Source organism: Limnohabitans sp. T6-5, assembly GCF_003063315.1.
Classification (GTDB): domain Bacteria; phylum Pseudomonadota; class Gammaproteobacteria; order Burkholderiales; family Burkholderiaceae_C; genus Limnohabitans_A.
The window spans coordinates 778,220-789,766 of sequence record NZ_NERV01000001.1; the positions used below are offsets into that span (position 1 = coordinate 778,220).

General features: G+C 58.5%; 14 protein-coding genes. 2 read left to right on the forward strand and 12 right to left on the reverse strand.

Features of this window, described 5'->3' with window-relative positions; genetic code table 11:
• Positions 1-114: 114 nt before the first annotated feature.
• The 10 genes from B9Z51_RS03345 to B9Z51_RS03390 all read right to left on the reverse strand — a co-directional run bounded on the left by B9Z51_RS03345 (position 115) and on the right by B9Z51_RS03390 (position 8,499).
• On the reverse strand, positions 115-1,515 hold the full coding sequence (locus B9Z51_RS03345; RefSeq protein WP_108371757.1) for a DegQ family serine endoprotease: 1,401 nt from the start codon (positions 1,513-1,515) through the stop codon (positions 115-117).
• A 150-nt stretch (positions 1,516-1,665) separates the two neighbouring features.
• A complete protein-coding gene (locus B9Z51_RS03350; RefSeq protein WP_146187683.1) occupies positions 1,666-2,142 on the reverse strand; it encodes a hypothetical protein in 477 nt (158 codons plus the stop codon).
• Positions 2,143-2,163: 21 nt separating this feature from the next.
• Positions 2,164-3,408 carry a beta-ketoacyl-ACP synthase II gene (gene fabF, locus B9Z51_RS03355; RefSeq protein WP_108371761.1) on the reverse strand — a complete coding sequence of 415 codons (1,245 nt, stop codon included), beginning with the start codon at positions 3,406-3,408 and terminating at the stop codon, positions 2,164-2,166.
• 6 nt (positions 3,409-3,414) lie between these two features.
• Complete coding sequence (gene acpP / locus B9Z51_RS03360; RefSeq protein WP_019427049.1) at positions 3,415-3,651, reverse strand: acyl carrier protein; 237 nt, start codon at positions 3,649-3,651, stop codon at positions 3,415-3,417.
• 63 nt (positions 3,652-3,714) lie between these two features.
• Positions 3,715-4,452, reverse strand: a complete 738-nt coding sequence (gene fabG, locus B9Z51_RS03365) for a 3-oxoacyl-ACP reductase FabG (RefSeq protein ID WP_108371763.1) — start codon at positions 4,450-4,452, stop codon at positions 3,715-3,717.
• On the reverse strand, positions 4,449-5,399 hold the full coding sequence (fabD, locus tag B9Z51_RS03370; RefSeq protein WP_108371765.1) for an ACP S-malonyltransferase: 951 nt from the start codon (positions 5,397-5,399) through the stop codon (positions 4,449-4,451). Before fabD ends, fabG begins: the two co-directional genes overlap by 4 nt.
• Before the next feature lie 79 nt (positions 5,400-5,478).
• Entirely contained in the window at positions 5,479-6,456 is a 978-nt protein-coding gene (locus tag B9Z51_RS03375) for a beta-ketoacyl-ACP synthase III (protein WP_108371767.1), read from the reverse strand.
• The gene (gene plsX / locus B9Z51_RS03380; protein ID WP_108371769.1) at positions 6,453-7,517 is read right to left on the reverse strand and encodes a phosphate acyltransferase PlsX; all 1,065 of its coding nucleotides are present in this window, start codon (positions 7,515-7,517) and stop codon (positions 6,453-6,455) included. The genes B9Z51_RS03375 and plsX overlap by 4 nt, the downstream gene beginning before the upstream one ends.
• 112 nt (positions 7,518-7,629) lie before the next feature.
• Positions 7,630-7,812, reverse strand: coding sequence for a 50S ribosomal protein L32 (gene rpmF / locus B9Z51_RS03385; protein WP_005794249.1), 183 nt, complete (start codon positions 7,810-7,812; stop codon positions 7,630-7,632).
• 141 nt (positions 7,813-7,953) lie between these two features.
• Positions 7,954-8,499 (reverse strand): DUF177 domain-containing protein, encoded by a 546-nt coding sequence (locus B9Z51_RS03390; protein ID WP_108371771.1) that lies wholly within the window; start codon positions 8,497-8,499, stop codon positions 7,954-7,956.
• 25 nt (positions 8,500-8,524) lie between these two features.
• Here B9Z51_RS03390 and B9Z51_RS03395 point away from each other — a divergent pair, with 25 nt between their 5' ends.
• Together B9Z51_RS03395 and B9Z51_RS03400 are read left to right on the forward strand one after the other, a co-directional pair.
• Positions 8,525-9,154, forward strand: a complete 630-nt coding sequence (locus B9Z51_RS03395) for a Maf family nucleotide pyrophosphatase (protein WP_108371773.1) — start codon at positions 8,525-8,527, stop codon at positions 9,152-9,154.
• Positions 9,151-9,924, forward strand: coding sequence for an SAM-dependent methyltransferase (locus B9Z51_RS03400; RefSeq protein WP_108371775.1), 774 nt, complete (start codon positions 9,151-9,153; stop codon positions 9,922-9,924). The genes B9Z51_RS03395 and B9Z51_RS03400 overlap by 4 nt, the downstream gene beginning before the upstream one ends.
• A 233-nt stretch (positions 9,925-10,157) precedes the next feature.
• On the opposite strand, the gene B9Z51_RS03405 is transcribed toward B9Z51_RS03400, so the two are convergent.
• Together B9Z51_RS03405 and B9Z51_RS03410 are read right to left on the reverse strand one after the other, a co-directional pair.
• A complete protein-coding gene (locus tag B9Z51_RS03405; protein ID WP_108371777.1) occupies positions 10,158-11,168 on the reverse strand; it encodes a S49 family peptidase in 1,011 nt (336 codons plus the stop codon).
• 2 nt (positions 11,169-11,170) lie between these two features.
• On the reverse strand, positions 11,171-11,536 hold the full coding sequence (locus B9Z51_RS03410) for a Rieske 2Fe-2S domain-containing protein (protein WP_108371779.1): 366 nt from the start codon (positions 11,534-11,536) through the stop codon (positions 11,171-11,173).
• Between the last annotated feature and the right edge of the window lie 11 nt (positions 11,537-11,547).

Below are 11,547 nucleotides of genomic sequence, written 5' to 3' on the forward strand. Positions count from 1 at the left end.
AACTTCAAAAGTCTTTTGAGCAGGGCTGCTTTTTTTCAATACCGCCCCTATCAGTTGTGTCCCAAGTGGCCAATACCCCGAAAAAACTCAAGGACACTTGACAAATCAGGAGGCTCAATTGACAGGTCGAATCAAGACATATTGCGCACCATCGCCTCGTCGGATCAGTACGCTGACAGGACGGGTCTTGTCAATTCGGGACATGATGGCTTCAAATTCCTTGACGGATGAAACCTCTGTATTGGCCACTGCCAAAATCAAATCGCCCTCACGGATACCCGCCCGTGACGCCACCTCGGCAACCGCATCCACGCGCACCCCCCGGCGTACACGAAACTCTTTTTTCAAGGCATCGGTCAAGTCACTAACGCTCAAGCCCAAATACTGCACGGCCGTTGTTAGAGGTTTTTTGTCAGGCAAGGCGGCAATCTGCTTTTCTGCTTCAATCTCGGCCACCATGACGTTCAATTCGTGGGTTTTACCGCGTCGAAAGACAGTAATGGCAACCCGACTTCCGGGTTTGGTATTGCCTACCGCGCGCGGCAAATCAGCCGGCTTGTCAATGGCTTTGCCCTCAAAACGGGTGATGATGTCACCCGCTTCAATGCCCGCCTTTTCAGCAGGCGAGCCTTCTTCAACGCCGCGCACCAGCACACCTTGCGTTTTACCCAAGCCAATCGACTCGGCCACCTCTTTGGTCACAGGCGCGATTTGTACACCGATGCGCCCACGGCTGACGCGGCCAGTGGAACGCAGCTGTTCACTCACGCGCATGGCCTCGTCCATGGGAATGGAAAAAGAAATGCCCATGAAACCGCCAGAGCGGGAATAGATTTGGCTGTTAATACCTACAACTTCGCCTCGCATGTTGATCAGTGGCCCGCCTGAATTGCCCGGATTGATCGCCACATCGGTCTGAATGAAGGGCAAATATTCACCCGTATCGCGTTGCTTGGCGCTCACGATACCGGCCGTTACGCTGTTTTCCAAACCAAACGGGGACCCAATGGCCATGACCCACTCGCCCACCTTGAGTCGGCTGACATCGCCCACGCGTACGGCAGGCAATCCTGTGGCTTGAATTTTGACCACCGCCACATCGGTGCGCTTGTCTGCTCCCACAATGCGGGCCTTGAATTCACGCTTGTCGGTCAGCGTCACCACCACTTCATCGGCACCCTCCACCACATGGGCATTGGTCATGATGAAGCCATCTGCACTCAGGATGAACCCCGAACCCACACCACGTGGCTGAGCCTCTTCCTGAGGGCGGTTCTGGCGTGGCCCTGGTCTTGGGGCATTGGGCACATTGGGCAAAGGCACCCCGAAAAATCGCCGGAACAGCTCTTGCATTTCTTCGTCTGGCGTCATTGGCCCAATGGCGTTGGCACGGACTTTTTCAAGCGTACGGATGTTGACCACAGAAGGACCGACTTGCTCCACCAATTCAGTGAAGTCGGGCAAGCCTCGCAAGGCAGCACCTGAGCCTTGCGCCATGGCAGCCCCTGGCGTCATCACCACCCCAGTGGTCACCAAGCATGTACTCAGCAAAACTGCTGCCGAGGCTTTGAGCCAATTGTTTCTGATCACACATTTCTCCTTGTGCTATTCATTGTCGGAAGTGCATGTGTAAATTGCGTCTGAGCATGTAAGTTCAAGTGGGTTTTACACATCCTGAACAAAATTTGCAGGCTTATCCTGTGCATGTTGGCGCGAATATACCGCGCATCGAAAACCGTGCCAATTCCGGGGCATCCGCTGCCGATACAGCCACGCAATGCGGATGGCATGCGGGTTTGCACCCACGACTGGGAGAATTCGCACCACCATGGCGTTACCAGCATCCAGCAGAAGCTGGACAACAAGTGCCGACTCGGCCCCCTGCGCATCCTGCCAAAACCATTGCTCACCCGTCCATACCAACTGCCCATCAGGCGTCTGCTCACGCGCCCACAACCACAACGCCAGCACCCAGCAAATGCCCCAGACCGTCCAGGCCCATATGACGCGCAGGCTGCTGACAGCACCCATACTTTGCCAGATAGACAAACCCAGTGCCCCCATGCCGCCCCACAGTGCAAGCCATGCCCAGCCCCAAACAAAACGCCCCACCGGGTAAACCACAGGTGGGGCGTTGTGCATGGCGTGAACCTGTCAGGCTCGTCAGATGCGTTTGAACACCAGAGAGCCGTTGGTGCCACCGAAACCGAAGTTGTTTTTCAGGGCCACATCGATTTTCATGTCGCGTGCCGTGTTGGCACAGTAGTCCAGATCACACTCCGGGTCCGGGTTCACCAGGTTGATGGTTGGCGGCACTTTTTGGTGGTGCAGCGCCAACACTGTGAACACGCTCTCAATGCCGCCCGCGCCACCCAAGAGGTGACCGGTCATGGACTTGGTGGAACTGACCACGGTTTTGTACGCGTGGTCGCCCAAGGCCGCCTTGATGGCATTGGTTTCGTTGATGTCGCCCAGTGGTGTGGAGGTGCCATGGGCGTTCAGATAGTCGATCTGGTCGGCATTGACACCGGCATTGCGCATGGCGTTGAGCATGGCGCGGCGGGGGCCGTCCATGCTGGGTGCGGTCATGTGACCGGCATCAGCGCTCATGCCATAGCCACCCAGCTCGGCATAGATCTTGGCACCGCGGGCTTTGGCGTGTTCGTACTCTTCGAGCACCATCACACCAGCGCCTTCTCCCAGCACAAAACCGTCACGGTCTTTGTCCCAGGGCCGAGATGCTTCTGTGGGGTCGTCGTTACGGGTCGACAAGGCGCGCATGGCCGCAAAGCCACCCACACCCAGCGGAGACACGCAAGCTTCAGAGCCGCCAGCCACCATCACATCTGCATCGCCGTATTCGATCAAACGACCGGCTTCGCCAATGCTATGCAAACCCGTGGTGCAAGCGGTGACAACGGCCAAATTAGGCCCCTTGAAACCACTGCGCATCGACACATGACCCGAGATCATGTTGATGATCGAGGCTGGGACGAAAAATGGGGAAATGCGACGCGCACCGCGCGCCGTATATTCAGTATGTGTTTCTTCGATCAGCGGCAAGCCGCCAATGCCAGAACCAATCACAACACCAATGCGGCAGGCCTCTTCTTCCGTCAAGGCATCACCTGCTGGCAAACCGGCGTCTTTGATCGCCTGGGTAGCCGCAGCAATACCGTAATGGATGAAGCGGTCCATCGTCCGCGCTTCTTTGGTGGAGATGTAGGACTCGAGATCAAAGTTTTTTACTTCACCCGCAAACCGACAGGCTATGGCTGAAGCATCAAAACGTGTGATCGGAGCAATGCCGGACTGGCCGGCAAGCAAGTTGGACCATGCATCGGCCACCGTGTTGCCCACGGGGCTGATGCATCCCAAACCCGTGACAACAACGCGGCGCCGGGTCATCGTCGATCAGGCCTTCTTGCTTTGGGCGTAGTCGATCGCGGCTTGCACAGTCGTGATCTTTTCTGCGTCTTCGTCAGGAATCTCGATGCCGAACTCGTCTTCGAGTGCCATCACCAATTCCACCGTGTCCAGGGAGTCTGCACCCAGATCAGCCACGAAGGCTTTTTCGTTGGTGACTTGTGACTCTTCAACGCCGAGTTGTTCAGCAATGATTTTTTTGACACGTGCTTCGATATCGCTCATGGGGTCCCTCTGAGGGTTGTGAAAAATGAAGATTTTACCTGTCCGGAAAGGGTTTCCGGAAAATCAGGCCATGAACATGCCACCATTGACATGCAATTCTTGACCGGTGACATAGCCCGCGTGCGTTCCGGCCAGGTAGGCCACGGCATGCGCGATGTCTTCGGGTTTGCCCAGATGGCCCAGAGGAATCTGGCCCAACAAGGCTTTTTGTTGTTCTTCGGGCAGGCTGGCGGTCATGTCGGTTTCGATGAAACCGGGGGCCACGCAGTTGACCGTGATGTTGCGGCTGCCCAGCTCGCGGGCCAGCGCACGGGTCATGCCCGCCACACCCGCCTTGGCAGCTGCGTAGTTGGCTTGGCCCGGGTTGCCCGATGCTCCCACCACGCTGGTGATGCTGATGATGCGGCCATAACGCTGCTTCATCATGGGGCGGATCACGGCGCGGCTCATGCGGAACACCGCCTTGAGGTTGGTGTCCAGCACCGCATCCCAGTCGTCGTCCTTCATGCGCATGGCCAGGGTGTCGCGGGTGATGCCCGCGTTGTTGACCAGCACCTGCAAGCCGCCGTGCTCTTTGACAATGGCGTCGATCAGGGCTTCGCCTGCGGCGGCGTCGTTCACGTTCAGATTGGCACCGCGGCTGCCGGGGAAGGCCGACAGGGCCTGGCTGATTTTGGCGGCGCCGTCATCGCTGGTGGCGGTGCCAATGACCACAAAACCTTGTTGGGCCAGGTGCAGGGCAATGGATGCCCCGATGCCGCGCGATGCGCCGGTCACCAACGCCACTTGTTTGTTGCTCATGCCAGGAGTCCTTTCACTTCGGCCAAGGTGGAGGGGTCGTAAAGCGCCACGCCGTTCAATTCCGCATCGATGCGCTTGGTCATGCCGGCCAGCACCTTGCCCGGGCCGCACTCCACCAAGGTGGACACCCCACGGGCCTTGATGGCCTGCACACACTCGACCCAGCGCACCGGGCCAAAAGCCTGACGGTACAGCGCATCGCGGATGCGGTCGGCATCGGTTTCGATGGCCACATCGATGTTGTTGAGCACCGGGATCTGGGGCACGCCCAGAGTCAGGGTGGCCAGTTTCTCGCGCAGCTTTTCAGCGGCGGGCTTCATCAGGCTCGAATGGAACGGGGCCGACACGGGCAAAAGCAGCGCGCGCTTGGCGCCCATGCCCTTGAGGACTTCGCAGGCTTTGTCCACCGCGGCTTTGCTGCCCGCGATCACGGTTTGCGCCGCGTCGTTGAAGTTCACGGCTTCGACCACTTCGGCGCTGCCTGCGGCAAATGTGGCCTGGGCTTCTTTGCAGCCCTCAATGACTTTGTCGGAGGCCAGGCCCAAAATGGCGGCCATCGCCCCCACGCCCACCGGCACGGCTTCTTGCATGGCGGCGGCGCGCAGACGCACCAGCGGCGCAGCTTGCGCCAGCGTCAGCACGCCAGAAGCGACGAGGGCGCTGTACTCGCCCAGCGAGTGTCCTGCCACCACGGACGGCTTGGCACCGCCTTCGGCCAGCCAGGCGCGGTAAGCGGCCACGGCCGACACCAGCATCACGGGCTGGGTGTTGGTTGTCATGGCCAGCGCCTCTTTGGGGCCTTCGTGGATCAGTTTGGCCACGTCTTCGCCCAGGGCGTCAGAAGCTTCTTGAAGCGTTTCGAGCACCGCGGGGTGGTCACCCCAGGCATCCAGCATGCCCACCGATTGGGAGCCCTGGCCGGGAAAAACAAAAGCAAATGTGGTCATGTGCAAATGGAGTATCTGGAAAGAAACTGGGTGAGCGTGCCGCGCATCGCTGACCCGGGCCTGTCAAATCAACAGCGGGTCAATAACGCAAGAGGACCGAGCCCCAGGTGAAACCACCACCCACGCCCTCGAGCATGAGGGTCTGGCCGCGCTGGATGCGCCCGTCACGCACGGCGGTGTCCAGCGCCAGGGGGATCGAAGCTGCGGAGGTGTTGCCGTGCTGATCCACCGTCACAACGACTTTGTCGGCAGTCATCTTGAGCTTCTTGGCCGTGCTTTGCATGATGCGGATATTGGCCTGGTGCGGGATCAACCAGTCGATGTCCGCGTCGGTCATGTTGGCCTTGGCCAAGCTGGCGCGGGCGGTTTCTTCGAGCACGCCCACTGCCAGTTTGAAGACGGCCTGGCCATCCATCTTGAGGACAGGATCGCCCAGAATGCCGCCACGGTTCACATGACCCGGTACGCACAAAATGTCTTTATATTTGCCATCGGCGTGCAAGTCGGTGGCCAAAATGCCGGGCTGGTCTGAAGCCTCAAGAATGACAGCGCCTGCGCCGTCACCAAACAGCACGCATGTGGTGCGGTCCTTGAAGTCAAGGATGCGGCTGAAGATTTCGGACCCGATCACCAAGGCACGCTTGACTGAGCCGGACTGGATCATTGAATCGGCAATCGTCAACGCATAAATAAAACCACTGCACACCGCCTGCACATCAAATGCGGGGCAGCCTGCGGTCCCCAACTTGTGCTGCACCATGGTTGCCACAGACGGAAACACCATGTCTGGCGTCGATGTGGCGACGATGATCAGGTCCAACTCATCGGCCGAAATGCCAGCGGCGGTCAAAGCCTTTCGGGCGGCTTCGGTCGCCAGATCGCTGCTGCCTTGAGTGTCGGCGGCAAAGTGCCGGGCACGGATGCCGGTGCGCTCGACAATCCAGTCGTCAGAAGTTTCAACGCCTTGTTGCGCCAATTCGGCGGCCAGGTCGGCGTTGGTTAGGCGTTTTTCTGGCAGGTAACTGCCAGTGCCCAGAATGCGGGAATAAATTCTCATGGTGTGGTGACCGCTGGTTCTGCCCGATCGGCCTGCGCACCCATCAATAAAGGGGCAGCATGCGCGATGCGTTCACGAACGCGATCCAGCAATTGGTTTCGGGCTGCATCATAAGCCCGGTTCAGCGCCGTCTCAAAAGCGATCTCGTCGGCCGAGCCGTGGCTCTTGAACACCAGACCCCGCAAACCCAATAACGCCGCACCGTTGTAGCGCCGATGGTCCACGCGATTTTTGAATGCAGATAAGACCGGATACGCCAAAATTGCAGCAATTTTCGTGAAAATATTGCGCGAAAACTCGGTTTTCAAGAAGCCGCCAATCATGGTCGCCAGACCTTCGCTGGCCTTTAATGCCACATTGCCTACAAAGCCGTCGCACACCACGATGTCGACCGTGCCCTTGAAAATGTCATTGCCTTCGACGTTGCCATGGAAATTCAGATCCCCTGAATTTCCGGCGGAACGCAGCAATTCACCCGTTTTTTTGATGACCTCATTGCCCTTGATGGCCTCTTCACCGATGTTGAGCAAACCGACCGTCGGATTCTGCTTGTCTTGCAACACCGACACCAAAGCCGATCCCATGACCGCAAACTGAAGTAAATGCTCGGGTGTGCAATCGACATTGGCACCCAAATCCAGCATGGTGGTGCCGCCACCCTTGAAATTAGGCATCTGCCCCGCAATGGCCGGGCGGTCAATACCGTCCATGGTCTTGAGCACATAACGCGCAATCGCCATGAGGGCGCCCGTATTGCCCGCAGACACCGCGGCACCGGCTTTGCCATCGCGCACTTGCTCAATGGCCACGCGCATGGATGAGTCTTTTTTCTTGCGCAGCGCAATTTCCAGTGGATCATCCATCTCCACCACCTCGGTGGCAGCAACCGCTTCAGCACGCGGGTCCACAAAACCGGAGAGCGCCTCAGCACGGCCTACCAACAAAAGACGTGCATCGGGATGGGTCGACAAAAAACGACGACAGGCCGCCAGCGTGACGCGGGGACCGAAGTCACCGCCCATGCAATCGACTGCCACAGTGATTGAAGTGGACGAGGTCATGGAATCCTTGGGCTCAAAACCAGAAAGTACAAAACAAAATCCACAAAAACAAAAGCCCGATGCTACTTAAAAAGTAGCGCCGGGCCTCTGGAGGCTTGAGGGCTGACGCCGATCAGGCTTCAGATTTGTTTTTCAACACCTGACGACCACGGTAGAAACCGTTAGGGCTGATGTGGTGACGCAGATGAGTTTCACCTGTCGTGGGTTCCACCGCGATGCCGGGCACATTCAGTGCATTGTGCGAACGGTGCATGCCGCGCTTGGAAGGCGATTTTTTGTTTTGCTGAACAGCCATGATGGCTCCTTGGAAGCTTGTGGAGGCCGCGCAAATACAACGCAGCTTCTGGTTGATGACAATGTCGCACAGTCAGACTGAGCGAAGCCATTGATTATAGCCCAAGCCGAGGACCTTGCCCAGCCAGGTAATTCAACTCCGTCAGGAGGTCGACTTTTTCAGCCCTGCCAACACGCCAAACGGGTTGGGGCGCTCTGCCGCCTGTTCAAACTCGGGGTCTACAGCGGACATGGGGACAAGCTCAGGACACACCTCATGCAAAGGCACGAGTGGCAAAGACAAAATCAGTTCATCTTCCACCAGGGCCAAGGCATCGAAGTCACGGCTGATCACCAGAATGTCTTCTTCTGCCTCGTCATCGAGCGCGGCAGCCGTGGCTTCATCGCTCACAAAACGGAATGACCGCTGGGCCTGCACGGTTTCGAGCACAGGCGACAGACAACGCTGGCATTGCATGGGCAACGCCACCGAAGCGTCCAATTCGAGCCAGATCTGGTCTGCGCCGCCGGATTGAGGCACTGATCGTCCCTCCAGCCGCCAGACCACAGGTCCTGCCTGCAGCGCACCAAGTACTTGCTCTTGCAACAAGCGGGGCATGGCTTGTAAAGCACCCAGCCCTTCCAGAGCGGCCCCATCGCGGGCAAACGCCACAACATCCAAGTGTTGGGGATCAAACTTTTTTTCCATGCGTGCAGTGTAAGAGAATCACCCCATGAGTATTTCCTCCAGCCCCCCTTCCTCCCCCACCAATGCCAGCCCCATCAGCCGCACCGTGGTTCTGGGCTCCACATCGCGCTACCGCCGTGAACTCATGGAGCGCCTGCGCATTCCGTTCACCGTCGAAGCACCGGACGTGGATGAAACCCCCGCCGCAGAAGAGTCACCACGCAGCCTGGCCCTGAGACTGGCCTTGGCCAAAGCCAAGGCCGTGGCTCAAAAACATCCCGAATCGGTGGTGATTGGATCCGATCAAGTCGCTGACCTGGCAGGTCACCCCCTGGGCAAGCCCGGTGAACATGCGCGTGCTGTGCAGCAATTGCGTCAAATGCGCGGTCAAACCGTGATTTTCCAGACCGCCTTGGCCGTGGTCTGCCTGGCCACAGGCTTTGAATCGGTCGATTTGGCCGCCGTCCGGGTGGTGTTTCGCGACCTGAGTGACGACGAAATCGAGTCTTACCTGCAGGCCGAAAAGCCCTACGACTGTGCAGGCAGCGCCAAAAGTGAGGGTCTGGGCATCACCCTGCTCGAATCCATTGACAACGACGACCCGACCGCCCTGGTCGGTCTACCACTGATACGCACGGCACGCATGCTGCGCCAGGCTGGAGTGAAACTGCTGTGACCGCCCCCCAAAACACCAAGGGCCGCTTGTTTCTGGTGCCCACGCCGCTGGATTTTGGCTGCGCAGAGCAAGCCCCCATCTCCGACGTTCTGCCCCTCGCCACATTGGCTGCGGCAGCGTGCCTGCGGCACTGGGTTTGCGAAAACGCCAAGACGACTCGGGCGTTTCTCAAACGCGTGGGCGAGTCACACCCGCTGATTGCCCCGTTGGCCGAACAGCAAATCACCGAATTACCGCGCCATGTGCACAAAAAGGGCGATCACCAATCCGGTTTTGACGCCAAACCTTTGCTGGCTGCCGCCCTGCAAGGGCACGACATCGGCTTGATCAGCGAAGCGGGCATGCCTGCGGTGGCCGACCCGGGCAGCTCTGTGGTGCGCGCCGCGCACGATTTGGGCATGACGGTCGTGCCACTGGTCGGGCCTGTGTCTTTGCTGCTGGCCTTGGCGGCCAGCGGGCTCAACGGCCAAAACTTCGCCTTTGTGGGTTATCTGCCGCAAGACGCCAGCGAACGCGGGGCGAGGCTCAAACAACTGGAATCCTTGGCGTTTAAAACAGGCCAGACCCAGCTGTGGATTGAAACGCCCTACCGCAACGCCGCCATGCTCAATGGTTTGCTGCAAAGCCTCCAAGGCAACACCCGCTTGGCCATCGCCAGCGGACTGACCTTGCCGTCTGCACGTATTCAGAGCCACTCGGTAGCCCAATGGAAAAAGGGGCTGCAAGGCCCCGACGGACACACGCCAGCGGTTTACGCCATCGGGCCTTAAGCCACCCAGGCCACGCGCTGATGAACATCGCCCAGCAGCGCTCATGGCCGGGATCGTGCATCCAAGATGTCAGACTCGACGAGTGCCGACCTACAGGGCCACGCGCTGATGAACATCGCCCAGCAGCGTTCATGGCCGGGATCGTGCATCCAAGATGTCAGACTCGACGAGTGCCGACCTACAGGGACAGGCCTTTTGTACGTCGGTGGTCGCCCCCTCCGACGTTGCAAATCTCAGCGCAAATTGGCCCCCAAGCGCAGAGCATGGACTGCGCCCTCACCCAAGGCGGCGCCAAAGCGCTTGGCCAGCCGCTCGGCCACGTTTTCGTGGCGGGTGTAATCCACCACTTCTGGCGCCTTGACCACATCGCGGGCTACTCCATCAAGGCTGCCCAGACTGTCGGCCAATCCCATGTCCACGGCTTGCTGACCACTCCAGAACAAACCGCTGAACATTTCAGGGGTTTCCTTGAGGCGGTCGCCGCGTCCTTTTCTGACCACGTTGATGAACTGGGCATGAATCTGATCCAGCATGGCCTGAGCGTGTTTGCGTTGCGCATCGGTTTGGGGGCTGAATGGATCGAGAAAGCCCTTATTCACGCCAGCGGTCATCAAGCGCCGCTCAATGCCCAGCTTGTCCATGAGTCCGGTAAACCCAAAACCATCCATCAGCACACCAATACTGCCCACGATGCTGGCTTTGTCCACATAAATCTTGTCCGCCGCTGCCGCGATGTAATAAGCCGCCGAAGCACAAGACTCTTCAACCACCGCATAGATGGGCTTTTTATGCAGCGCCTTGAGGCGGTGAATTTCGTCGTTGATCAAGCCCGCCTGAACAGGACTGCCGCCCGGCGAATTGATCAACAGCACCAAAGCCTGCGAGCCGGAGTCTTCCAGCGCATTGCGCATGGCTGTCATGACGTTTTCAGCACTGCCCTCACCTTCCGAGCCTATTTCGCCACGGATGGAAACCATCGCCGTATGCGGCAAGCTGGGGTTGCTGGTGGGCGTGTTGTAACTGAAGGCCACCCAAAAGACCACCGCCAACAGCACCAACCAAGCCAGTCGCAAACCGACTTTCCAGCGCCGAGCTATTTGCTGCTCACGCAGTGTGGCAAACGCCAATTGCTCCAGCAATTTGCGCTCCCATCCAGGTGCAGATGTCGCCTCAGTAGCTGCAACTGAAGAAGCAGCAGGTTCAGCCGCAGCAGTTGGGGACACATTGTCCAAAGGGTCTTGCATGGTCAAAATTCAAGGGGTTTCAAGTTGTAGGCAGTATGCCAGTGAACCACCCCGTCCCGTTCTGAAAGGTCAATTTTCACCAGGCCTCCACGGCATGGGCCGCCGGAACAAGCACCGGTATCAGGCTGGTAAGTGGCGCCATGCGTCGCGCACATCAACCAGCGGCCAGTGTTATCAAAGAAACGATCGGGTTGGTAGTCCATCTCCATGGCCACATGCGTACAGCGGTTCAGATAAGCATGCACCTGTCCCTGATACCGAATGGCGAATGCGCGACAAGTCTGTCCGGCATACACGATGTCAAAAGGGACCGCCCGACCGCCATGGATCAAATCCTTGCTGTTGCACAAAGGGATCATCGGCTCCATAGACGTTTCCT

Bases quoted from the DNA above. Each gene is read 5' to 3' on its own strand.
- B9Z51_RS03350 (WP_146187683.1), bottom strand. From the start codon at position 2,142: ATGCACAACGCCCCACCTGTGGTTTACCCGGTGGGGCGTTTTGTTTGG.
- rpmF (WP_005794249.1), bottom strand. From the start codon at position 7,812: ATGGCTGTTCAGCAAAACAAAAAATCGCCTTCCAAGCGCGGCATGCAC.
- fabF (WP_108371761.1), bottom strand. From the start codon at position 3,408: ATGACCCGGCGCCGCGTTGTTGTCACGGGTTTGGGATGCATCAGCCCC.
- B9Z51_RS03410 (WP_108371779.1), bottom strand. From the start codon at position 11,536: ATGGAGCCGATGATCCCTTTGTGCAACAGCAAGGATTTGATCCATGGC.
- B9Z51_RS03375 (WP_108371767.1), bottom strand. From the start codon at position 6,456: ATGAGAATTTATTCCCGCATTCTGGGCACTGGCAGTTACCTGCCAGAA.
- B9Z51_RS03395 (WP_108371773.1), top strand. From the start codon at position 8,525: ATGAGTATTTCCTCCAGCCCCCCTTCCTCCCCCACCAATGCCAGCCCC.
- fabD (WP_108371765.1), bottom strand. From the start codon at position 5,399: ATGACCACATTTGCTTTTGTTTTTCCCGGCCAGGGCTCCCAATCGGTG.
- acpP (WP_019427049.1), bottom strand. From the start codon at position 3,651: ATGAGCGATATCGAAGCACGTGTCAAAAAAATCATTGCTGAACAACTC.
- B9Z51_RS03345 (WP_108371757.1), bottom strand. From the start codon at position 1,515: ATGACGCCAGGGGCTGCCATGGCGCAAGGCTCAGGTGCTGCCTTGCGA.
- fabG (WP_108371763.1), bottom strand. From the start codon at position 4,452: ATGAGCAACAAACAAGTGGCGTTGGTGACCGGCGCATCGCGCGGCATC.
- B9Z51_RS03390 (WP_108371771.1), bottom strand. From the start codon at position 8,499: ATGGAAAAAAAGTTTGATCCCCAACACTTGGATGTTGTGGCGTTTGCC.
- B9Z51_RS03405 (WP_108371777.1), bottom strand. From the start codon at position 11,168: ATGCAAGACCCTTTGGACAATGTGTCCCCAACTGCTGCGGCTGAACCT.
- plsX (WP_108371769.1), bottom strand. From the start codon at position 7,517: ATGACCTCGTCCACTTCAATCACTGTGGCAGTCGATTGCATGGGCGGT.